The sequence below is a fragment of the Pantoea sp. PNA 14-12 genome, assembly GCF_004364735.1.
Taxonomy (GTDB): domain Bacteria; phylum Pseudomonadota; class Gammaproteobacteria; order Enterobacterales; family Enterobacteriaceae; genus Pantoea; species Pantoea stewartii.
In genome coordinates, this window is the sequence record NZ_SOAJ01000005.1 from 220,119 (window position 1) to 242,529 (window position 22,411).

General features: G+C 53.5%; 19 protein-coding genes. 8 read left to right on the forward strand and 11 right to left on the reverse strand.

Translation table 11 applies throughout. The features are described 5' to 3' along the window. Positions 1–4: 4 nt before the first annotated feature. Positions 5–904 carry a hypothetical protein gene (locus tag C7434_RS17745; RefSeq protein ID WP_033742517.1) on the reverse strand — a complete coding sequence of 300 codons (900 nt, stop codon included), beginning with the start codon at positions 902–904 and terminating at the stop codon, positions 5–7. Between the two features lie 10 nt (positions 905–914). Further along, complete coding sequence (gene opgC, locus C7434_RS17750; RefSeq protein WP_033742515.1) at positions 915–2,132, reverse strand: OpgC domain-containing protein; 1,218 nt, start codon at positions 2,130–2,132, stop codon at positions 915–917. A 281-nt stretch (positions 2,133–2,413) separates the two neighbouring features. Between opgC and C7434_RS17755 the strand changes: the two genes are divergently transcribed. The 7 genes from C7434_RS17755 to C7434_RS17785 are packed head-to-tail and all read left to right on the forward strand — an operon-like array spanning position 2,414 to position 13,777. Beyond that, a complete protein-coding gene (locus tag C7434_RS17755) occupies positions 2,414–4,231 on the forward strand; it encodes a cellulose synthase catalytic subunit (protein WP_133745738.1) in 1,818 nt (605 codons plus the stop codon). Continuing rightward, positions 4,228–5,559 carry a DUF3131 domain-containing protein gene (locus C7434_RS17760; protein WP_133745739.1) on the forward strand — a complete coding sequence of 444 codons (1,332 nt, stop codon included), beginning with the start codon at positions 4,228–4,230 and terminating at the stop codon, positions 5,557–5,559. Before C7434_RS17755 ends, C7434_RS17760 begins: the two co-directional genes overlap by 4 nt. Before the next feature lie 41 nt (positions 5,560–5,600). Beyond that, entirely contained in the window at positions 5,601–7,103 is a 1,503-nt protein-coding gene (locus tag C7434_RS17765) for a DUF3131 domain-containing protein (RefSeq protein WP_044243148.1), read from the forward strand. Beyond that, positions 7,088–8,485 (forward strand): DUF3131 domain-containing protein, encoded by a 1,398-nt coding sequence (locus C7434_RS17770; RefSeq protein ID WP_133745741.1) that lies wholly within the window; start codon positions 7,088–7,090, stop codon positions 8,483–8,485. The genes C7434_RS17765 and C7434_RS17770 overlap by 16 nt, the downstream gene beginning before the upstream one ends. After that, complete coding sequence (locus C7434_RS17775; RefSeq protein ID WP_033742509.1) at positions 8,482–8,916, forward strand: globin; 435 nt, start codon at positions 8,482–8,484, stop codon at positions 8,914–8,916. Before C7434_RS17770 ends, C7434_RS17775 begins: the two co-directional genes overlap by 4 nt. 3 nt (positions 8,917–8,919) lie before the next feature. Then, complete coding sequence (locus tag C7434_RS17780; RefSeq protein ID WP_133745742.1) at positions 8,920–11,592, forward strand: response regulator; 2,673 nt, start codon at positions 8,920–8,922, stop codon at positions 11,590–11,592. Further along, on the forward strand, positions 11,582–13,777 hold the full coding sequence (locus tag C7434_RS17785; RefSeq protein ID WP_133745743.1) for a glycoside hydrolase family 2 TIM barrel-domain containing protein: 2,196 nt from the start codon (positions 11,582–11,584) through the stop codon (positions 13,775–13,777). Before C7434_RS17780 ends, C7434_RS17785 begins: the two co-directional genes overlap by 11 nt. A 268-nt stretch (positions 13,778–14,045) precedes the next feature. Here the strand turns inward: C7434_RS17785 and rutG are convergent, their stop codons facing one another. From rutG to rutA, 7 genes are read right to left on the reverse strand one after another with little or no spacing between them, the layout of a single operon-like run. After that, positions 14,046–15,383: a pyrimidine utilization transport protein G gene (gene rutG, locus C7434_RS17790; RefSeq protein ID WP_133745744.1), complete on the reverse strand. Its 1,338-nt coding sequence runs from the start codon at positions 15,381–15,383 to the stop codon at positions 14,046–14,048. A gap of 31 nt (positions 15,384–15,414) precedes the next feature. After that, positions 15,415–15,957, reverse strand: coding sequence for an NADH-dependent FMN reductase RutF (rutF, locus tag C7434_RS17795; protein ID WP_039339420.1), 543 nt, complete (start codon positions 15,955–15,957; stop codon positions 15,415–15,417). Between the two features lie 29 nt (positions 15,958–15,986). Continuing rightward, complete coding sequence (locus C7434_RS17800) at positions 15,987–16,577, reverse strand: malonic semialdehyde reductase (RefSeq protein ID WP_006121913.1); 591 nt, start codon at positions 16,575–16,577, stop codon at positions 15,987–15,989. Further along, positions 16,562–17,401 carry a pyrimidine utilization protein D gene (rutD, locus tag C7434_RS17805; RefSeq protein ID WP_033742500.1) on the reverse strand — a complete coding sequence of 280 codons (840 nt, stop codon included), beginning with the start codon at positions 17,399–17,401 and terminating at the stop codon, positions 16,562–16,564. The genes C7434_RS17800 and rutD overlap by 16 nt, the downstream gene beginning before the upstream one ends. Positions 17,402–17,443: 42 nt before the next feature. Next, positions 17,444–17,830 (reverse strand): pyrimidine utilization protein C, encoded by a 387-nt coding sequence (gene rutC, locus C7434_RS17810; RefSeq protein ID WP_006121916.1) that lies wholly within the window; start codon positions 17,828–17,830, stop codon positions 17,444–17,446. Positions 17,831–17,855: 25 nt separating this feature from the next. After that, positions 17,856–18,605 carry a pyrimidine utilization protein B gene (gene rutB / locus C7434_RS17815; RefSeq protein ID WP_006121917.1) on the reverse strand — a complete coding sequence of 250 codons (750 nt, stop codon included), beginning with the start codon at positions 18,603–18,605 and terminating at the stop codon, positions 17,856–17,858. Further along, a complete protein-coding gene (gene rutA / locus C7434_RS17820) occupies positions 18,605–19,696 on the reverse strand; it encodes a pyrimidine utilization protein A (protein ID WP_033742497.1) in 1,092 nt (363 codons plus the stop codon). The genes rutB and rutA overlap by 1 nt, the downstream gene beginning before the upstream one ends. A gap of 380 nt (positions 19,697–20,076) precedes the next feature. Here rutA and rutR point away from each other — a divergent pair, with 380 nt between their 5' ends. After that, positions 20,077–20,766 (forward strand): HTH-type transcriptional regulator RutR, encoded by a 690-nt coding sequence (gene rutR / locus C7434_RS17825; RefSeq protein ID WP_006121919.1) that lies wholly within the window; start codon positions 20,077–20,079, stop codon positions 20,764–20,766. Between the two features lie 139 nt (positions 20,767–20,905). Here the strand turns inward: rutR and C7434_RS17830 are convergent, their stop codons facing one another. Together C7434_RS17830 and C7434_RS17835 are read right to left on the reverse strand one after the other, a co-directional pair. Beyond that, positions 20,906–21,661, reverse strand: a complete 756-nt coding sequence (locus C7434_RS17830; protein ID WP_006121920.1) for an amino acid ABC transporter ATP-binding protein — start codon at positions 21,659–21,661, stop codon at positions 20,906–20,908. A gap of 1 nt (position 21,662) precedes the next feature. Further along, a complete protein-coding gene (locus C7434_RS17835; RefSeq protein ID WP_006121921.1) occupies positions 21,663–22,313 on the reverse strand; it encodes an amino acid ABC transporter permease in 651 nt (216 codons plus the stop codon). Positions 22,314–22,411: the final 98 nt, after the last annotated feature.

The window sequence follows — 22,411 nt, forward strand, 5'->3', positions numbered from 1 at the left end:
CCCCCTAAATCGGTAAGAACCAAATCAGGCTGATCGTGCCTTCACGAAATTTTCCGCTACCGCTCTGATGGCCGGGATAACGTGTTCCGGAATAGTTCGCATACTGTATTGAAAACGATCCTGGTGTGTAGCCTGCGTAGCCGAAGCTATAACTGTAATCACCGTTCCACGGTTGCTGCTGACTCTTATCCGGAAACCAAAATGCCGTTACACGCACGAAGAAATGTTGTTTAAACGTATAACCGCATCCGCCTAACAAGACGTTTTTATTTTGGCGAATATCGTTGCTGCTTAAGTCGTAATAGCGGGGGACCCAGCTGTAGCCTGCCTGGCAAATGATAGCGTCGCCTTTATTAATCAACAGCGCATTTTCGACCGGCTTCGGCAAGGAGAATTTATAGGCCAGCGTAATGGCTCCCTGCTCAAAATAGGTATGCCGACGACCACCCGAGGTCCAGAAGTGGTTATCACCATAATTGCTGTAAACCAGACTGAGCGTATTCGCGTGCCAGTCATCGTAACCAAAACTGTAGCGATAGTCTGCCGTATAACGGCTGGTATCGCTGACAGGCAAACGTGATGTGATATTGGCAAACCAGAAACTATAAGGGGAATACTGCAGGCTCAGATTTACGGTTTGATTGATTTTTTTCTTCTGTTCCGCGCTGTCTTTGCGGTTAGGGATAGTCATCCACTGCTCTTTCAAACCCGAACTAAAACTCAGGGCACCAGAAAATGCTTTCTCATTACCAGAAAAAAGTCGTCCCCAGCGACTGGTGTACACGCCCGCCTGTATCGGCTCATCGTTCTTATCCCGCAACGGTAATGTATCGTCCGTTTGTGCCGCCCCACTTTCCGTCGCGGCACTGAATAACGCGCAGATCAAGAGATATTTCTTATTCATCTGCCCTTCCTTAGTTAGGTATCCAGCGTGCAGCAACGTTATATTTTGCCATCAGCCACAGCGTGCCCAGCGCAGCCGCATGAATAAGCGTGTTTTCTAACCATGCGTGACGCCATAAATCAAACGACACAAACTGGCTGACTGCGAGCACAACATAGACATGCAAAATAAAGGTATAAAGCGAGTGCTGGCCCAGTGGAATAAGAAACCAGCCTGCAAAGCGATATACCGGCTGCCAGCACCATGTCAGAAGCAGATAGACCGTTACCATCAGGCAGATATCGTTGACGACCCTGACGGGACCCAGCCCATTTTTTGCCGCCCACGTATGGTAGAACGTATCAAAATCTGCTGCAGGAATGATGTGCATCAACAGATCGGACGGCATAAAAGGGTTGGTATGATTTTGTGCAACAAACCCCATAACTAACGCCACTACGACAAGTGCCGCCACGGTCAATTTGCCCGGCGGTGTATGTGCAAAAGAGAGCAGTTCGTCTTTATACCAGCCACTGCACATCCCCAGTACAAAAATGAATTGCCAGGCTAACAGCGGAAAAGCGAATTCGAACTCCGCCGTTGTCACGCGTACAGGCCAGCGTTGCCAGTAGCAGTAGATCAGTAACGAAAGACCCAATAACCCGTAAACTTTTCCCTTTTGCAGCATGGCTAAATAAAACGGACTGACCAGCAGGAGGCATATATAGAGGCCAAGGATTTGCGTCTGATGAGGGCCGATTTGTAAATAGAAAACAATGTTAAACCAGGTCTCTTTTATTTGTGGTGTGACCGGATAGAGTGACCAGTGGGTGCCTGAAAAGCGATCGGTGAAATGCGTCACCTCAAAAACATTGATAAAAGGCAAATACCCTAACAGCAAAAATGACAGGATGATAAGGATATTTACCCGGTATATCTTCCATGCGCGAAGATAAAGTCCCCAGGACACTGTGAGCCAAACCACCTTTTGCAGTCTGGCACGACTAAGCATACCTAGCATAAAACCGGATAAAATAACAAACCCTTCCGCTCCGGTTACTAAACCGAATCTCTCCCAGGTGAATATGTTGAACAGGGACATTATTTCTGTATGGGCTACAACCATCATCACCAATGCAATGCCGCGCATGAAATCAATTCTTAAATCGCGGCTTCCCGCTGCGCTATAGCGCCATGTGGCTGATTTGCAGAATGATTTCTGCTTCACCGCTTGCACGACCTGGCTCATGATGAGGTTTTATTCCTGACTGAAAAACATCTGGTTAAATATTTGATAGCCTAAGGCGGGCTTTATGGCAAGTAATTAGGTGCAATGAGGATAAGCCGGGACTAATAACGAAAAAACAGATCTCGCTTCATAATTTTTTAGTTTTCTGGACACTTTTTTTTGTGCTATCTACACTTGTTTTACTTTTTGTTTTATTAGACGTTATTTTCTCGGGCAGGCTGAGCGCTGCCTGCAGGATGGCTTTATTTCATCCCTGTTGCGGAATCAGGATATCCTTTGCTATGGATTTTTACTTTTCCCGTTTTGAAAATCGCAAACCACCGGAGCCCCTCAGCACACCGACCTGGGTGATACTGACCTGGCAGGTTTTAGCGGTCGCCGCGTTAATTCTCGGCGCAAATTATATTTACTGGCGCTGGGCCGCCTCGCTTAATATTTACGCGCTGTGGTATTCGATTCCGTTGGTATTGGCAGAAACGTTTGCCTGGATTGGAACGATATTATTTACGATCAATCTCTGGAAAGAAGAAGACCCGCTGCCAAACCGTCCCCCAGAGCAAATTAACGATTGCCTGCTTGCAGAGGAACAGGTTGAGAAAAGACCGCTCAAAGTCGATCTGTTTATCGCGACCTATTCTGAAGACGTTGAACTCGTCAGGCTGTCTGTTCGTGACGCTCTGAAAATGCAATACCCCTTCCCGCTTCACTATCAAATACACGTGCTCGACGATGGCCGGCGTCCGGAAATGAAAGCGGTATGCGATGAGGAAGGCGTCAACTACATTACCCGTCAGACCAATATTGGCTACAAGGCCGGAAACCTCCGTAACGGGCTGGAAAACACGGAGGGTGATTTCCTGGTTATTTGCGATGCTGATACGAGAGTCTTCCCCACGTTGCTCAGCCACACATTGGGCTATTTTCGCGATCCAGATGTGGCGTGGGTCCAGACACCTCAATGGTTTTACGATCTCCCTGAAGGGGAAAACCTGTCAAACTGGCTGCAACGAAAAGCGGGCAAGGTGGGATATGGTCTTGGCTGGCTGACACAGAAATTTGTCGGGCCGGTCACGATTGGGCGAGATCCGTTTTTTAACGATCCACGCATGTTTTACGACGTGATTTTACGTCGGCGTAACTGGGCAAATGCGGCATTTTGCTGCGGTGCGGCTTCTGTACATCGACGAGAAGCGGTGATGCAGGCAGCCTTGCGGAGCTATGTCTGGACGGTGGAAGAAGAAATTGATCGTCACACGCGCGACATTCATGATGCTGCCACGCGTGAAGCATTGCGTGACGCCATGCGCCCTCACGTTGCGTTTGACACAGAACTCACACCCTATAAGTTTCACGTCTCAGAAGACATTTATACGTCCATCCTGCTTCACGGCGATGCGGGCCGGCGCTGGCGCTCTGTCATGCACCCGCGTGTTGAATCCAAGATGTTGTCTCCCCAGGATATGCTGACATGGATGATTCAGCGTTTTAAATATGCTGCGGGTTCGCTGGACATCCTGTTTCATGACAATATTTTCAGTCGCCGCCGCTTCAGGCTTTCTTTGCCGCAAACGCTTATGTATGGCACCACTTTCTGGTCGTATCTGGCCTGCATCTGGAACACCGTTTTTCTCTTTTCACCCATAATCTACCTGTTCACCGGCATTCCGCCCGTATCGGCCTGGTCAACGCCCTTTTACCTGCATTTTTTGCCTTTTTTCATTGTGTCGGAACTCGCATTTATGTTCGGGACATGGGGGATCTCTGCCTGGGACGGCAGGGCCTCATATCTTTCTTTTTTCTCCATGAACCTGCGCGCGTTGGGCACGGTACTTCGTGGTGAGCAGATAAAATTTCATGTTACGCCAAAGGAAAGACAGACAGGCCGTTTTCTGTATCTCGTCAAACCGCAAATCGCCGTTGTGGTACTGACCCTTGCCGGGCTTATATGGGGAGGGATTCAGGTTGCACGCGGTCAGGTCGATGACCCTTCAGGCTATGTCATCAACATCTTCTGGGGGGCCGTCAACATAGCCGCCATGTTGCCCTTGATTTTAGCCGCAATCTGGACGCCCGCCGACGAGAAGGAGACGAGGCAATGAGGACGAGAGATGCGCTGCTTTCTGCCCGAAGTTATCTCACCATCCTGCTCGGTTTTCTGATCGGGTTTGCTATTGTCGTCTGGGTAGAAAAACAGATGCCGACACGCGTAGAAAGCAGTACGGAGGTCGCGTTAAGTGAGGATTTCCCTCCCCTGCCGACCCCACGAGAGTTGACCTTTGAAGAGGCAATTTGGGCACGGGTGGCCTGGCAATATTATGTCAATAATACACAGCCAAACGGTCTGGCTAACGCGAACGACGGTGAACCCTGGTTCAGCCTGTGGAGCATTGGTAGTTATCTGTTTGCTGTCACAGCCGCAAAGCAACTTAATGTCCTGACAACCGACGAGTTTGATGAGCGGATTGCTGCTGCACTGCTGACGCTTAGCCAAATCCCGCTCACGCCTGACGGTCTGCCAGCGGCCTATTATCATGCAGATACTCTGAAGCTGCTGGGAAAACAGGAGTCTTCCGCAATCGGTATGGGACGCCTGCTTAACGCCCTGCAAACGTTAGTGTGGCGTTATCCCCAACATGCAACCGCCGTGCGCGACCTGTTTAATCAGTGGAACGTCGGTGCGCTGATTGTAAAGAACTCGGCCAGTCAGGCTGCGGTAGCGTTACACCAGTGGGCGCTGGCAACAGATGAACCCAAAAACAGTTTTGGCTATCGCCTGTATGCCAGCCATACGCTTCGCCTTATCGACAGCGTCGCCGGACTGGCGGTGACGAACCCACCGGAGCGTCAGCAAATGATTGATATCGATGGCATCATGGTGCCTGACGAAGGATTACGCACGCCCTGGGGACGGCAGCCCTCACTGATCAGCCTGCCTTACCTGTTGACCGGACTTGAAATGGGTTTTGATGCGCAAAGCGCGGAGATCGCCTGGCGCATTATGCAAATTCAGCAGCGCCGTCACAGCCTGCGCGTCAGTAAACCGCCCATCAGTACCGATTATGCCGAACCCGCACCAGATTATGCCAACGATCTGCCAGATCGGCAGCCTGTCCAAAATCGTGATCTGCGTGATGAGGCACCCGAACAAACGGCCATCACTTCCACACGTTCTGCCTTTGCATGGTATGCCCTGTTTCGAAACCGCTGGAGTGAGGCGCTGCGCCAGCAGGTACAACCTTTACAGGTGCCCGGTAAAGGCTGGCAGCGCGGACTAAATTTGGACGGCAGCATCAACACGGTTATTGATGCAGATACCAATGCCGTGGTCCTGGAGAGCCTCGCCTATATCGTTCAGGGACAGATGCTTTGTCTGGCCTGCCTTAGCGCGCCCCCTTCTCTTACGTCTTCAGCAGGAGCTACGCCATGAAGCGGAAATGTATCCTTTTTTTCCCCGTATTAGCCGGGCTCATGGCATGCTGGCTCGCGCTGGCGACAGCGCAGGCAGCGCCGGGACTACCGGCATCAGAATTTACTCCCCGAAGTGGTGAGCTGACACCACGTGAAATGACCATTGCCAAAAATGCCTGGCAATATTTTGTCGCTAACTACCAGCCCAGTACTGGGCTGGTGAACGCAGTCAACAAATATCCTTCCACGACAATGTGGGACAGCGCGTCTTATCTGGCTGCTCTGACGGCGGCGCGTGAGTTAGGCATTATTGATAAAGCCGAGTTTGATCGACGTATGTTGAAATTTCTCGCGACCCTGAACACGCTGGTGCTGTTCAGAAATGAATTGCCCAATAAAGCCTATAACACGATCAGCGGACAAAAAGTGGACTACCGAAACCAACCTGGAGAGATTGGTTTTTCGGCGCTGGATATCGGCAGAATGCTGGTATGGCTTAAAGTGATTAAAGAGCGTTATCCGGAATACAGCAACGGTATCGATAATGTCGTGCTTGGCTGGGACTTCAGCCATGCCGTTGATCCCTGTGGCACCCTGTACGGTGCTTATCTGGAAAATGGCCAGCCTAAATATGTTCAGGAAGGTCGACTGGGCTATGAGGAATACAGCGCTGCGGGTTTCCAGCTCTGGGGATTCAATACCTGCCAGGCCAGCCGGCCACAGCCTTATGAGCTGGCAGAAATTTACTGTGTGCTGGTGCCTTATGACTCGCGCGACCCGCGAGATACGTCACAACATAACTATGTCGTGACCGAGTCCTATCTTCTGTATGGTCTGGAGTTTGGTTTTGATAAAGCGACCGACAGAGATAACAGCCCACGCAATTATTCCCATCCGTGGATGAAAAATTTTGCCGATCGGGTTTATCAGGCGCAGGAAAACCGCTATGCAATCACCGGCATTCTGACCGCGCGCTCTGAGCACCAGCTCGATAAAGCTCCCTACTTTGTTTATGACACCATATTTAGTGATGGCTATAACTGGAACACGATTACGGATAAAGGACAGTTTGTACCAAATAGTGCGGCCGTATCACTTAAAGCCGCACTCGGTATGTGGGTGCTCTGGAGCTCGCCCTATACCGACAGATTGCTGAATGCCATTGAAAACGCTAATGAGGAAGGCAAAGGCTACTACGAGGGTTTATATGAAAACGGCGATGGCCCCATTAAGGAGTTCACCGCCAACAATAACGGCATCATGCTTGAAGCGTTGTTATTTAAAAAAGAAGGCAAACTGTTGCAGTTTAATAGCGACAACCCAAAAAATAGTCAGTTCGCCCCCTCGCTCTGGAACCAGAAGCTTCTCGATCAGTTTGAAGAAAATAATACCCGACGCAATCGCCCCTTCCTGAGCGACACGGCCGCCAACAGAAGCTGGTGCGAGCAGACCGGGACAGCGCAGCGCACCAAACCTGCCTGCCAGGCGTGTCAGTGTGCATCCTGCAAGACGGACGAGCCCATTAAATTGCCGCCGGTGACTGCGCAATGCTTAAAACCCTGATCTACAGGCTGGTCGCAGCGGGAATCATCGTACTGGTGATCGCACTGGCGTTGTTCAGTCGCGAAGGCGCGGGATGGCGCTGGCTGACGAAAGGCGGCTGGCATACCTCCGCTCGCATTGATAGCCTGACGCCGCAGGAACGGGAGTGGGCGGCCATTGCATGGCGCTATTTCCAGAATAATACGCAGCTGCAAACCGGCCTGGTCAATGGCAGCGATAAACAGCCGCGCGTCACGCTCTGGCAGATGGGAGATACGTTAATCGCGCTTCTGTCCGCCAGGGAGTTGGGTCTGGTGCCGGAAGATGAGTTTGATGCCCGGATAAGCCGCCTGCTTGGCACACTCAATCGCCTTGCGTTGACCAACACGCGTACACCCGGCAGGCTCTATTCGAGCCAGACGGCGATGCCAATAGATTACACAGGCAAATCCATCAGCAGCGGCTGGTCGGCAAAAGATATGGCAAGGCTGATGCTTGCTTTACGGCTTACCGCCGAACGTGCACCGCACTATCGTGAGTATCTGGACAAAATCATCCTGCGCTGGAATTTCTGCTCTGTTATCAATAAAGAGGGGGAATTATGGTCCGCCTCAGTGCAGAACGGCCAACCTGTCGTGCGTGAAGAACTCCGTCTGGGTGAAAGCGAATATGCCGCCAGTGCTTTTCGGCTATGGGGATTCCCGGCAGGTAAAGCATTCACGCCACCCGCAAGAAACGTCATTGTTTATCAGCGCAGCCTTAGCGTTGACGCGCGCGATCCGCGTACGACCTGGCAACCGTCATTACTCACTACGTTACCTGCCATGTTGCCCGGGCTGGAGTTCGGATGGCAGCCTCCTGGCGTGCCACCCGATGTCCAAAAATTAATGCGTACGCGAGCGGAAGGCATCTGGCTCAGTCAGAAGTCGCGCTGGGAGCGTGACAAGCTCCTGACTGCGCGAGCCGATTTTTCGCTGTCACATGCGCCCTGGCATCTTGAGGACACCGTCTGGGGAAATGGTTACGCCTGGAACACGTTGGGCGATGATGGCCGCGATTACCGCCAGCTGTCACAGGTGTCTACGAAGGCGGTTTTTATCCTCTGGACGCTGTGGAAAAACGACTATACCGATGTACTTATGGCAGTAACGAAGCACCTTAACAGTCCACAACGTGGCTGGTTTGAGGGCCGTGTTGAAGCGACGGGAGATATCAACCCGATGATCACGCTATCCACTAATGCCATGGTCCTTGAGTCGCTCTTCTACAAACATAACGGCGGGCCGTTATTTGATAATCATTTTGATACTGATAACAGCTACTTCACTCACCGTCTGGCAGACGAATTCAATCCTCCCGGCCTGTGTCTGCCGGGTGAAAGAAAAGGGAGGTCAGCACCATGAAATTTTATCGTGATCTCTTTGAGGCCAGCGTGAGCCGTGTCTTGTCAGAGACGAACAAAAAAGACTTTTTCCTGGCGTTTTACGAGGCTTTTATTCACCGATCGCCAGAGACGGAGCAACACTTCGCCCGTCGCCCGAGCGAAGAAGGTCGACAGATGATCTATAAAAGTTTCTTCGCCATGCTCACCGTCGATGGTGCCCTTTTTGTTCCGGACTTTCTTGAGCAACTGGCGCGCAGGCAAACCCAGGATGGTCTGCGCCTGCCGCCACGCTTTTTCGCCTTCTGGCGGGAAGCCATGCTGCGCACTGTACGTGAACGGGATCCCCTCTGTGATGAGGAGATCCTCACGGCGTGGGCGATGGCGATAGCGCCCGGCCTGGAATATCTGCGACGGCAAGCCGAACTGCACTATCAGCCCGGGGGAGAATAAGCGATGGGAACTTCATCCCGTTTTGAGCCTGATGCGCTGCCTTGTGCGATCATGATTTACGATCGGGCCGAACGCCTGCTGGTGTGGAACGATAAAGTTTCGCTCTTTTATCCGGTGATTGCACCGTGGCTGGAGGCAGGCGCGTCTCTCGAAACGCTGGTAGAGAAATTTATTGAAGCGGGTTATTACATCGACTCCAGTCGTCGTCAGACGCTACGGGACGCCACCCTCCGTAATTGTCGTCAGGATAACCATTGCGAAGTCAGGCAATCCGGAAAACGCCGTCTTTATGTACAGCATCAACGCCTTCCTGAAGGAGGCATTGTCAGTCTGCATACGGATGTCACCGAGCTTGATGAAGCACAGCGCTCACGTCATCTGCTGCACAATGATTTTTTACTGACGGCCGAGTCAATCCGGATCGGCATTTGGGACTGGCACGTCTCTCATGACAGCCTGCAGGTAAATGATACATTGCTGGCAATGGTGGGGCAGTCACGCTCGCAATGGCGTTATCCGCTGCGTTTTTTGCTCAATCTGGTGCATGAAGAGGACCGCGCATCGCTGCGACAGGCGATGATGTCATCGAAACAGGATCACCGGCCTGTATTTGAATGTGAAATCCGCGTCCTGCATCAGACGGAAGGCTGGCGATGGATGCTGCTCTCCGGGCAGGTGGTGACCTTAACCATTCAGCAGGAAGCCGAAAGGGTGATTGGTACGTTGCAGGATATTACCCGCCGGAAGGAAGCAGAACTGCTTGCAATTGATGCCGCCCGCGTCGCCCGCGAAGCCAATGAAGCCAAAAGTGCGTTTCTGGCTAATATGAGTCATGAAATTCGGACACCGATGAACGGTATCCTCGGGATGACACAGCTCTGTCTGGACACCCCGCTGAGCCCTGAGCAGCGTGAGTACCTTTCGCTGGTCATGAGTTCGGCCCAGTCGTTGCTACATATCATTAATGACATTCTGGATTTCTCGCGCATTGAGTCGGGCAAGGTCATCATGGACGAAGAGTTGCTGGAAATTCGGCCCTTTATTCAGTCGTTGATTCGCCCACATATGCCTGCCGCTAGTGAAAAAGGGATAGAGCTTCTGGTGGATATTGCGCCTGCAGTCCCGGACGTGCTGAAGGTGGACGGCCCCCGACTGCGTCAAATCCTCACAAACCTGCTAGGCAACGCGCTTAAATTTACCCATCACGGCGAAGTCCTGCTGGCGATAGAGCCCGCGGCCAGTGAAGACCACTGGCGTTTTCGTATTCGCGACAGTGGTATTGGCATACCTGCAGAGAAACAACAGGCCATCTTTGAAGCGTTCAGCCAGGCAGACAGTTCTACGACGCGGCGTTATGGTGGAACAGGGCTGGGGCTAACCATTTCCGCCCGGCTGGTTGCGCTGATGGGGGGAAATCTGGAGGTGGAGAGTAAGCCCGGCGTTGGGAGCGAATTTACGTTTACGCTACCGCTGGAGGGGCAACACTCGCCGCTTACAGAACGCGCATCTGGCGTTCGGTTTAATGGCGAATGCGTGCTGGTCGTGGATGATAACAGCACTAACCTGCGGTTAGTGGATACCATGCTCCGTCAGATGGGACTGAACCCGACGTGTGTGAATAATGCCAGTAAGGCCTTACAGCTTGCCGCCGGAGAAGTATTCTGGCCACTGATCCTCATCGATGCGCAAATGCCGGACATGGATGGCATTTCGTTGGGCCTTGAGTTATCGGTTTTGCCACAGACGGCCCAGAGCAAGATTATTATGCTTAGCTCAATGAGCCGCCATTTTGACCCCAAAATGCTCAAACGAATCGGCATATCCCACTATTTGCACAAACCCGTCGCCCAGCACGAGTTGCATCAGGCAATTGCAAGCGCCCTTAAACCCGTCCCGATTGTCGAGCCGGTGCAGCCTTCTACCGTTTCACCGAACACCTCGCAGGGACTGCGTGTGTTGCTGGCTGAAGATAATCTGGTGAATCAGAAAGTCGCCAGACGTTTGCTTGAACGCCTGGGACATCACTGTGAAGTGGTTGGCGATGGACAGGCTGCACTTGACCGCTGGCGAGCAGAACGCTGGGACATTCTCTTTATTGATCTGCAGATGCCGGAAATGGATGGAGAAAAGGCGATCCAGCTGTTACGACAAGAGGAAGTATTGCTTGGCCGTCCCCGTCAGCCAGCCATCGTGATGACCGCGCATGCTATGCAGGGCGACAGAGAGCGCTGTCTGGCAATGGGGTTCGATGGCTATCTCGCCAAGCCTGTCAGTCAGGATGCGCTTCATGACGAAATTACCCGCATATATACGCGTGATCAGGAAGGTTTACCTGATGAGGCCCGACTGCTTAAACAGTGCGCCGATGACCCTGCTCTGGTTGAGGAATTACTGTCGCTGTTCAGGGAAGCAATCGAAGAAACCACCGAGACGCTGCGCAAGGCAATGGAAAACAATGATCGTGAGACGTTACGTCGGGCAGCACATAAACTTCGCGGTGAAGCCGTCACACTCGATTTCACCCGCCTGGCGCAGTTACTGCAATACCTTGAGAGTCAGGCCTCATCGCTGGAACAACATGCGCTCAAGTCCCTGCAAAACGACCTGAACGAGGAATTCCGTCGCATCACGTCCTGGCTACAACACAGGAAACAGGAGGACAGCCATGATCCGTAACCTTCTTCTTTTGCTCATCTGCCTCCCACAAGCGCAGGCAATGGATCTACCGGTCACCTGGTCACTTGCGGGAAACTGGCGAGTCCATGATGCGAACGACCGCACCTTCAGGGGCGCGGACGTGCCTGCCAGTGACTGGCGCAGGTTAAAGGTTCCGGCTAACTGGTATAGCGCGGGTTACGATCATCAGGGAGCATTGTGGTATCGACATGAGTTTGATCTTCCTGAATCCGAACCCGGTACCATGGCCACGCTCGTTTTCGACGGTATCGATTACTTTGCTGATGTGACGCTTAATGGAAAGCCATTGACCCACCACGAAGGCTATTTCCAGCGTTTTGCTGTTGATGTCAGCAGCACCCTGCGTCGTCATAACCAGCTCGCCATCCGGGTCGACAGTCCCTATGAAGATCCTCAAAAAGTGTGGCCGTTACATAAAACGCTTATAAAAGGGGTGCTTAATCAGCATGACACCCGACCTGGCGGTGCATGGTCTTTACAGGGACAGGATGCGAACTCTGGCGGTATCTGGGCACCGGTGAAGCTGCATATGAGCCGTGGTGTAACGATTGATGAAGTGATCCTGCGTCCGGACTGGCGTGAAGGACTGGAAAACCCGGCATTATCGGCGGAAATTCGTTACCGGGCCACCACTGCCGGACCTGCTACTGTGCGCCTGACAGCGGTACCCGATAACTTTAACGGCCAGACTTTTCAGCACGATTTTCCGATCACGCTGAATCACGCGACGGGTGAGCAACAGTCCTTGCGCATAACTCTGCCCATGAAAGGAGCAAAGTTATGGTGGCCGGTCGGCACCGGCAAGCCAAATCTGTACCGTGTTCGCGCCTCACTGCGTGACAGCCAGGGGCTGATGGATACCAGGGTCATCCGAACAGGGTTACGCAAACTGGAAGAGCAACCCGATAACAAAGGCTGGCTGATTAATGACAGGCGACTCTTTATAAAGGGAAGCAATTATATCGGTTCACCGTGGTTAGGAACCATGACACGGGAAAAGTATCGTCGGGATTTTGCGCTGGTACAGGCGATGAATGCCAACGCCATTCGCGTCCACGGACACGTAGCCGGCCGTCCGCTTTACGATGTCGCCGATGAAATGGGGCTGATGATCTGGCAGGATGTACCGCTGCAATGGGGATACGATGACAGCGTGGCATTTACGGACAATGCAGTACGTCAGACCCGTGAGATGGTCGAGCAGTTTGGTAATTCCCCGGCCATTATCGTCTGGGGCGGGCACAACGAGCCGCCGTGGAATTCGCCCTGGATGGAAAAGCGGTTCCCCGACTGGAATAAAACACTGAACCGCACGCTGACGCAGAAGGTCGCGGATACGCTGGCTGAAGATACCTCCCGTATTGTGCACCGTTTTTCCGCCGTGGAAGAACACTACTGGGCAGGATGGTATTTTGGTACGCTGCGCGATCTGCTTGCCCCGGCTAAAACCGCAGTGGTGACAGAGTTTGGTGCGCAGGCGCTACCGCAACTTTCAACGCTGAAAACGATTATCCCAGCCAGCTTGTTATGGCCAAAGACGACTGCTGCGGACGATCCGGGCTGGACGTTCTGGAAGTATCATAATTTCCAGCCTTTACAGACATTTAAGTTTGCCGGGATTTCACGCGGTTCGAATATTCAGGAGATGATAGCCAATACGCAACGCTATCAGGCAAAACTGGTCTCCCTGGCTGTAGAGAGCTATCGGCGACAGCGTTATCAACCGGTGACGGCCCTCTTCCATTTCATGTTTGTTGAAACCTGGCCCTCAATTAACTGGGGCGTGGTGGATTATCTGCGCCAGCCGAAAGCGGGTTATTACGCCTTGCAAACAGCCTATCAGCCTGTTCTCCCCTCTATCGAACCCGTTACCGCCACATGGCGTAAGGGAAGTGAGGCGATGGTGCGGCTCTGGGCAATTAATGATACCTGGAATGCCTGTACTGCATGTCAACTGAAGTGGCAGGTATCCCAAAAGGGAGAGGTGCTTGCCAAAGGGAGCGAAACGCTGACCCTGCCGCCTGATTCAGGTCAGATGGTGAAGGAAATAACGGTTACGCCTCAAAATTTTCATAACGTTAAGATCCGTTATCGCATTGAGAATCAAAACGGGAAAACGGTGGGCAGTAATGTCCATGAGGAAAGCATTCAACGTGACGACTGAGGTAAGTTGCCTGGAAACCCATGGTTTTTTGCGAAAACCTCTTATGGAGTTGGGCTGATGCTCCCCTGTACGGAGCACAGCCCTGTTTCACTGGCTTAGCCTCTTTGTTGCCTGCGCGATGGCAAGCAGGCGCTTTACCTCGGCGACTCCATTGTCTGTAAGCCGCGCATCTCCTGCATGATGCTTTACGGGTACGTAAAAAACACCCGGTTGTCGTTCCGGCCCGCTCCGCCCTTCCTGCTTCTCCGGCTGAGGAAAAGATCCCGGTTTACTCCTTCACCACCGCCTCCGTCTTCACCCCTGGCTGTGCGCTTGCCATTTTGCTTCGGCTCAAAAATGCATTCAGCAAAATCGCCCCGAAGGTCGCAGTGCCGATCCCGCCCATGCTGAAGCTGCCGAGCGTCAGGGTAAAATTGCCTGCGCCTAAAACCAGCGTGACCGCGACCATGATAAGGTTGCCGTTCAGCCCCAGGTCGACGTGGTTTTGTACCCAGATGCGGGCACCTGCCACGGCAATCAGCCCAAATACCACAATGGATGCGCCGCCGAGCACCGGGCCGGGAATGGTGTGGATCAGTGCGCCAAATTTAGGTGAGAAGCCCAGCACAATGGCAATAACCGCCGCGGCGACGAAAATCAGCGTGGAGTAAATTTTGGTGACAGCCATAACACCTATGTTTTCTGCATAGGTTGTCACGCCCGTTCCGCCTGCGGAGGCGGACAGCATCGTCGCCAGGCCATCACCGACAAACGCTCGGCCCATGTAGGGATCAAGGTTTTTACCGGTCATACCAGCCACCGCTTTAATATGGCCGAGATTTTCTGCGACAAGGATTACCGCGACCGGCGCGATCATCAGCATGGCATGCGCGCTGAATACCGGCGTCGTAACGGTTGGTGCGCCAAACCAGGTTGCCTGAGCGACCGCGCTAAAATCCACTGGCGTGCCCAGTCCAAGGCCGTTTGTGATGACCATATAAATCAGATAAGCGGCTACCAGCCCCAGTAACAGCAACAGGCGCTGCACCAGACCGCGGGTGAATACGGCTACCGAACCGATGCAAAGCACGGTCATTACGGCCATCCAGCTGTCAAACGAGGAGGCGGAGACGCTGTGAATCGCAATCGGCGCGAGGTTTAGCCCAATCGCCATGACCACGGCACCGGTCACGACGGGCGGCATCAGACGTTCAATCCACCGCGTGCCAACCGCCATTACGATAAAACCGATCACCATATAGAGCAGGCCGCAGGCAATTATCCCGCCAAGGGCCACACCGATATTGGGATTCGCACCCTGACCACTGTAGCCGGTTATCGCGATAACCAGTCCGACGAAGGCGGCACTGGACCCGAGGTAACTCGGTACGCGGCCGCCTACCACCAGGAAGAACAGTAAGGTACCGATCCCCGACATCAGGATGGCCATATTAGCGTCAAAACCCATCAGTAAGGGCATGAGGACCGTGGCGCCAAACATCGCTACCGTATGTTGCAATCCCATAACGATCGTCGTGCCTGACGGCAGCCGTTCATCCGGCGCGATGACGACGCCATCCAGATTGCCTTCTCTTTTACGCCATTGTGGAAACCAGGTATTTGCCATGCACGACCCTTACTAAGTTGAGAGGAGTGAGTTAACAGGCTGTCTGACGCATCAGTGGGTGATAGCGCCGGTCGAAATACACCAGTCCATGGCCGTTGTCGTTGCGCTGAATAGCAACGACTTCACAAAACAAAATATCGTGGGTGCCGACGCTGGTGATCTGCGTAATGTTGCAGTCAAACGACACCAGCGCATCGGTGAGGATCGGCGATCCGGTGGCAAGGCTGGCCCAGTCAGCGGCCGCGAAACGCGCATCCATCGGTGTCTTTCCGCCGAACAGATTGGACAGCGACGCATGACCGTCTGAGAGCGTGTTAACGCACAGCACCTGGTTTTGCGTAAACGCCGCATGGACAGAGGCCGCGCGGTTCAGACATACCAGCAACGTCGGTGGCGTATCGGTCACGCTGCATACCGCAGAGGCGGTAAAACCGGCCCGTCCACCTGCCCCGTCTGTGGTGATGATGTTGACGGCGGAACCCAGGTGCGCCATCGCATCGCGGAACTCTTGCTTTTCAACGGCAGCCTGTTTAGCAGCGGTTGCGGGCTGTGTGGCGTTCAGAGTGGATTGCATGCTCGTGTCCTCATAATGAAACAGGGTGCTTACAGCACGCGGCAGGCGCGGTCAAAGTCAAGACGCGGTGCGCGCGGATACAGTTTGCTGCTGTCGCCGTAACCGATGTTGATGAGAAAGTTGGATTTCCAGCCCGTCTGCGCCAGGAAGGTTTCATCCACTTTCGCATTGTCGAAACCAGACATCGGTCCGGTGTCCAGTCCGAGTGAGCGGCAGGCCATAATCAGATAGGCTGCCTGCAGACTGCTGTTGCGAAATGCCGTATCGTGCGCCAGCTGCGGGCTGGAGGTGAACCACGAACGCGCATCGCCGGAGGGAAACAGTTCGGGCAGTAATTCATAAAACGCAGGATCCCAGGCAATGATCGCCGTCACCGGTGCAGTCAGAGTTTTTTTCAGATTGCCGCTGGACAGCGCCGGTGCCAGTTTCTCTTTGGCTGCCTGACTCTGGATAAACACAATGCGCACCGGGCTGCAGTTTGCAGATGTTGGCCCCATACGCGCCAACGCGTAAATCGTTTCCAGCTGTTCATGGGTCACCGGTTTATCCAGCCAGCCGTTATGGGTGCGGGCGTCGGTGAACAGGGTTGCCAGGGCGCTGGCGGTTAAGGCTTCGGCCATGATATCTCCGTTGAAAAGGGCTCGGACACGATGTCAGCTGCATGAAAGGCATGCCGCCGCAGCCAGTCCAGTAAAATCGGGTTAAACGTATCGGGGTCGGTCACACTCATGGCGTGACCGCCATACTGCATTTGCTGGTGCTCCCCCAGAGGAAGACGGGCAGCGAGATCGGCCGAGCGCTGCCAGGGCACCAGCAAATCGTCTTTACAGCTCAGCGCCAGCGTCGGTGCGATCACCCCGTCGAGCGAGGCGGCCAGGTCAGACGTCATCAGCGCCTGTAAGCGATGCAGCAGATTTTCCATTCCCTGAAAATGCGCCACCTGATGCTGGCGCTCTTCCTGTAATAACGCCTCATGTTCAGAAAGCCAGTCGCCCGGATACAGAAACAGGGGCTGCGCCTGAACATACGCATCCACCCCGCTGTTAAGCAGCAGGTTCTGGCGGACCTCAAAGCAGCGACGCGTCTGGCTGTCGAGCGTTGCCCATCCGTTGATGACCACCAGACTTTGCAGTAAGGCCGGATAACGCAGTGCAAGATGCAGGCCAACGATGCCGCCGAGTGCGTGACCGACCAGATGGCAGCGGCGGATATCCAGCCCATTGAGCATGCCCGCCAGCTCATCGGCCATATCCTCCATGCGGTAACCGGCCGGAACGGTGCCCTGACTCAGGCCCGTGCCGTGCTGGTCATAAATCACCACGCGAAAATACTGTGTCAGTACAGGCAGTTGCGGCTGCCAGAAACTGCCGGAACCGCCCAGCCCTGAAGAGAGCACGACCGTGTCTGCATCGGCATTATCTTTACCTAATACCTTGTAATACATGCTGTTTCCTCAGGGTTATCAGAACAGATGCTGGTAAACCGATTACTTGCCGATGTGGGCAATCGTTGCAATCTCAATCAGGGCATCCGGCTTTACCAGCCCGCACTGAATACAGAAACGCGCGGGTTTTTCACCGGGAAAATACTCGGCGTAGACCTGATTGATTGCCCCGTAATTGGCCCAGTCGGTGATAAAGATGGAATTCATGGTGACGTCCTCCATTGTGCCGCCTGCGGTTTCAATCACGTTTTTGATGATCTCCAGAACGTGACGGGTTTGTGCCGCGGCATCGCCAACGTGCACCACGTTGTTGTCTTTATCAAACGGCAGCGTCCCGGAAACGTACACCACGCCATCGGCGAGCGTGCCCGGAACAAAAGGTGCCAGTGGCACTCCACTGCCAGCGGGAATAATGGCGCTTTTAGGCATCGTTGATTGTCCTTTGTAAAAGCGGTCAGGCCGCGTGTTGTTCAGTTTTGTAGCCAACAGCGTCACAGAACTGACGCACGTTAGAGACCCAGCCAAAAAAGGTTTCAATGTTATAAATTGCGGCTTTCTGTGCGAATTCCGGACCGGCCTGGTGCGTCGCGTCTTCCAGTACGACGCCAAAATATTCCAGGAAAAAGCCATCGCGCAGGGTGGATTCCACGCAGACATTCGTGGCGATGCCGGTAAACACCAGATGATGAATGCCATAGCTGCGCAGCAAACTGTCGAGCTGGGTATTAAAGAAGCCGCTGTAACGGGGTTTGGGCAGCACAATATCGCCCGGCTGCGGCTGAAGCTCATCGACCAGATCGTAATCCCAGTCGCCTTTTGCCAGCAGTTTGCCCATCAGCTCCGGGCGTTTGCGCATGGTTTTTAGCGCATTGGATTTATGGAAGTTCGGCGACCCCGCACCGCCGGCTTCGACATACTGATTATCCCAGCCGTTCTGGAAGAAAATCACTTTGATGCCCGCCGCGCGTGCGGCGGCAATCGCCACTTTAATATTGGCGATCACCGGCGCGGTGGCAGAGACATCAAAGCCCGCCAGATCCAGGTAACCGCCCTGTGACGCATAGGCATTTTGCATATCCACGACAATCAGCGCAGTTTGCTGCGGGGTAAAAGCGATGGCTTCAGGACGGGCTGTGAGGACCGTTTCCTCGCCGGTATTGTGGGGTTCGCGGCGGACCACTGACGGATTCTCAACAACGTTCATTATGCGACCTCTTTCTGCGCAATGCCGATGTGCTGGCGGGTTTTCATTAATGGCTGAATGTAGCGGCCAAAGTTTTCGATGCCCTCAACGAAGTCGTCAAAGGTCAGCAGGACGCCGCCAGCGCCGGGCACGGTGTCGATTTCATCGAGCATTCTGGCGACGCTGGCCCAGGAGCCGACCAGTGTGCCCATATTGATGTTGACCGCTGAGGTGGGATCCGCCATCTGACGGACATTGGTATCGCTGCCGGATTGGGTGTCCTTGCTGCTCTGATCGGTCAGCCACGCGAGCGCCTCGGCGTCAGCCCCGGCTTTATACCGCTCCCATTTGGCGCGCGCGGCCTCATCGGTTTCATCGGCGATGACCATGAACAGCACATAAGAAGATACGTCGCGGTTTTCAGCCTCTGCCGCTTTTTTCATGCGGGCGGCGGTTGGCGCGAAGGCCGTTGGTGTATTGACGCCCTTGCCGAAGCAGAAATTAAAGTCGGCATGTCTGGCAGAAAACGCCATGCCTGCATCACTTTGCCCGGCGCAGATCACTTTCATCTCGCTTTGCGGTCGCGGACTGACGCGGCAGTCGTCCATTTTGAAGAATTCGCCGTCGAGCGTGCAGTGGCCGGTGCCCCACAGATCGCGCAGCACGCTCACGTATTCGGTCAGGTAATCATAGCGGCGGGTAAAATAGTCATCGCCCGGCCACATGCCCATTTGCTCGTACTCGGGTTTTTGCCAGCCGGTGACAACGTTGACACCGAAACGGCCGTTAGAGATGGAATCAATGGTGGCGGCCATGCGCGCGACGATCGCCGGCGGCATCACCAGCGTAGCGGCCGTGGCGTAAAGTTGGATGCGAGAGGTCACGGCGGCCAGTCCGGCCATCAGCGTGAACGACTCCATATTGTGTTCCCAAAATTCGGTTTTACCACCGAAGCCGCGCAGTTTAATCATGGAAAGCGCAAAATCGAAATGGTAGTGCTCCGCTTTTTGCACGATGGTTTTGTTCAGGTCGAAAGTCGGTTTGTACTGCGGTGCAGTTTCTGAAATTAACCAACCGTTGTTGCCGATAGGAATAAAGACACCGATTTTCATCGCTCACCTCGATTAAAAGTAATACGTACCAATACAAGGGCTTACGAAAATCTCTGCGCGGCTTGAGTGCGTCCTGCGGGTTCCGAATTGCACCGTGCTGAAATCTCCAGACGCAAGAGTCTTTGCAAAGCGGGTGCCAGTTTTAAAATAAATAACCTTTTCATAGGGTTGAAAGTTTGAATGGAAGATAACTGGAGCAAACGGTCCGTTTCGGACCCGTTGTTCAAAAATAACTGCACAGATAACAGGCAAGATTGAGCAAAAAGGGTGCAAATCGCTCAACTGTTGATTTCAGAGCGCGTGAATAATGAGCGTTACGATAGTCGCCCCTGCCCCCATTTGTTATCATTCACGCCTTGCTGTTTGTCTCAGGAGATGTTGTGAAGCCATTGGTCGAACACCCGCACGCTGCCGCCGGAGAGCAAAAATCCGTTAGCCCAGGTTCCAAAACCACAACGCGACGCTCGCGGGCGGTTGCTGCCAAACGTGGCGCTATCATGACCGCCGCACTGGAATTTTTTTCACTCTATGGCTTTCACGGCACCCGGCTGGAGCAGGTTGCAGAACGGGCTGACGTCTCGAAAACCAACCTCTTTTATTACTTCCCGACAAAAGAAGCGCTCTATATTGATGTGCTGAAAGGACTGCTGGATATCTGGCTGGCACCGTTAAAGGCCTTACAGCCCGATCAGCATCCACTGGAAGCCATAAGAGAATATATTCGCCTGAAACTCTGTGTGTCCCGCGATCATCCGCAGGCTTCGCGACTTTTTTGCCTGGAGATGGTTCAGGGCGCGCCGTTGCTGAAACAGGAGCTGGGGGGCGGCCTGAAAACCCTGGTAGAAGAGAAATGCGATGTCATTCGGGGCTGGATTAAAGATGAGCGCATTGCCCCCGTCGATCCAATGCAGTTGATTTTTATGCTGTGGGCAACGACGCAGCATTACGCCGATTTTAGCGTGCAGGTTGAGGCAATCACCGGTAAAACGCTCAGCGATCCGGCGTTTTTCGACCAGACGGTAAAAAACCTTCAGCACATCATTACTGAAGGCATTCAGATGCGGGCTTAATCGCCTGTGCGGGGGCGTTTGTACCGACGCCTCAGCGAAAGATTGCCAGAGATTTTGCTCGACGCAGCGTCGGGTGACAGGCAGGGCCGCTCATCTCTGCTGAATGGCTAGCGAAGCCCGATCAAACGTTTCGTTTGAATTAGGTATTCATCAGACTCTGCACGCCTGTGTTGCCCAGTACGCGGCGCAGGAAATCCTGCGTGCGCGCTTCCTGAGGCCGCAGCAGCACCTCATCCGCATGACCCTGCTCTACAATCTGTCCACTGTGCAGGAAACACACGCGATCGGCGACCTCTCTTGCAAACTGCATCTCATGCGTTACCACGATCATGGTCATTCCCTGCTGGGCCAGGTTGCGCATAACCTGCAGCACTTCGCCGACCAGTTCTGGGTCCAGCGCGGATGTCGGCTCATCAAAAAGAATGGCTTTCGGCTGCAGGGCCAGCGTGCGGGCAATCGCTACGCGCTGCTGCTGACCACCGGAAAGCTGCGACGGCCAGGCGGAAACTTTGTCGCCCAGCCCTACTCTTTCCAGCAGCTCTTTGGCCATCTTTTCGGCTTTACTGCGTGTCTCGCCATTGACGTAAATCGGCCCTTCCATCACGTTTTCCAGCACGCTACGGTGAGGAAACAGATTAAAGCGTTGAAAAACCATACCGATCTGGCGACGCAGCGCGTTGATACGTTTGCTTTTACTGTCAACATGCTGATCAAGCACGCGGATGGTGCCGCTTTCATAGGTTTCCAGCCCGTTGATACAGCGCAGCACCGTCGATTTCCCGGAGCCTGAAGGCCCGACCAGGCACACCACTTCGCCCTCTTCGACGCGAAAACTCACCCCTTTCAGCACTTCAACTGCACCAAAGCGCTTATGGACATCAAGAATTTCAATCATCTCATGCTCCTTTTTTCTGGCGATTTTCAAGGTGCCTGGTAAAAGCCAGCAACGGCATGCATAACGTCAGGTAGAGCAACGCCACCAGCGTATACACTGTGGTGTTATCAAAGGTTGAAGCCGCCAGAAGCTGGCCCTGGCGGGTCATTTCGGTAACCGCGATCGTTGACGCCAGCGCTGAGTCTTTCAGCATCATGACCAGGGTATTGCTGTATGGCGGCAGCGCGACATGAAAAGCCTGAGGCAGAATGACGCGTCGCATCGCTTTAAAGAAGCTCATGCCCATAGAGCGCGCCGCCTCAAGCTGACCACGATCCACCGATTCAATACCGGAACGAAAAATCTCGGCCAGGAAGGTTGAAAAGCAAAACGCGATACCGATGACGCTGGCCTGAAAGGATGTCAGGGTAATACCGATATCGGGAAAAACGAAATAGATGTAGAACAGCACCACAATCATCGGCAGTGCGCGAGTGATATTAATGATGACGCTGACGGGCCAGGAAATGATTTTAAAAGGACACATTTTTGCGGCAGCGAAGATCAACCCCAGCGGCGTACTGATGAGCAAGGACAGTAGCGTGATATAAATCGTCATTTCAGCCCCTTGCAAAAGAAAGGGAAGGTAAACATGAATGCTGCTCCAGTCCATTATGCGCTCCCGCCGGTGTTGAGTGTCATGCTTCAAATTCATTTAAATGAATATGTTTATCAGTAAATACTGTCAAACTTTTCATCTGATGACGTCAT

Bases quoted from the DNA above. Each gene is read 5' to 3' on its own strand.
- C7434_RS17745 (WP_033742517.1), bottom strand. From the start codon at position 904: ATGAATAAGAAATATCTCTTGATCTGCGCGTTATTCAGTGCCGCGACG.
- opgC (WP_033742515.1), bottom strand. From the start codon at position 2,132: ATGAGCCAGGTCGTGCAAGCGGTGAAGCAGAAATCATTCTGCAAATCA.
- C7434_RS17755 (WP_133745738.1), top strand. From the start codon at position 2,414: ATGGATTTTTACTTTTCCCGTTTTGAAAATCGCAAACCACCGGAGCCC.
- C7434_RS17760 (WP_133745739.1), top strand. From the start codon at position 4,228: ATGAGGACGAGAGATGCGCTGCTTTCTGCCCGAAGTTATCTCACCATC.
- C7434_RS17765 (WP_044243148.1), top strand. From the start codon at position 5,601: ATGGCATGCTGGCTCGCGCTGGCGACAGCGCAGGCAGCGCCGGGACTA.
- C7434_RS17770 (WP_133745741.1), top strand. From the start codon at position 7,088: ATGCTTAAAACCCTGATCTACAGGCTGGTCGCAGCGGGAATCATCGTA.
- C7434_RS17775 (WP_033742509.1), top strand. From the start codon at position 8,482: ATGAAATTTTATCGTGATCTCTTTGAGGCCAGCGTGAGCCGTGTCTTG.
- C7434_RS17780 (WP_133745742.1), top strand. From the start codon at position 8,920: ATGGGAACTTCATCCCGTTTTGAGCCTGATGCGCTGCCTTGTGCGATC.
- C7434_RS17785 (WP_133745743.1), top strand. From the start codon at position 11,582: ATGATCCGTAACCTTCTTCTTTTGCTCATCTGCCTCCCACAAGCGCAG.
- rutG (WP_133745744.1), bottom strand. From the start codon at position 15,383: ATGGCAAATACCTGGTTTCCACAATGGCGTAAAAGAGAAGGCAATCTG.
- rutF (WP_039339420.1), bottom strand. From the start codon at position 15,957: ATGCAATCCACTCTGAACGCCACACAGCCCGCAACCGCTGCTAAACAG.
- C7434_RS17800 (WP_006121913.1), bottom strand. From the start codon at position 16,577: ATGGCCGAAGCCTTAACCGCCAGCGCCCTGGCAACCCTGTTCACCGAC.
- rutD (WP_033742500.1), bottom strand. From the start codon at position 17,401: ATGTATTACAAGGTATTAGGTAAAGATAATGCCGATGCAGACACGGTC.
- rutC (WP_006121916.1), bottom strand. From the start codon at position 17,830: ATGCCTAAAAGCGCCATTATTCCCGCTGGCAGTGGAGTGCCACTGGCA.
- rutB (WP_006121917.1), bottom strand. From the start codon at position 18,605: ATGAACGTTGTTGAGAATCCGTCAGTGGTCCGCCGCGAACCCCACAAT.
- rutA (WP_033742497.1), bottom strand. From the start codon at position 19,696: ATGAAAATCGGTGTCTTTATTCCTATCGGCAACAACGGTTGGTTAATT.
- C7434_RS17830 (WP_006121920.1), bottom strand. From the start codon at position 21,661: ATGATTGAAATTCTTGATGTCCATAAGCGCTTTGGTGCAGTTGAAGTG.
- C7434_RS17835 (WP_006121921.1), bottom strand. From the start codon at position 22,313: ATGGACTGGAGCAGCATTCATGTTTACCTTCCCTTTCTTTTGCAAGGG.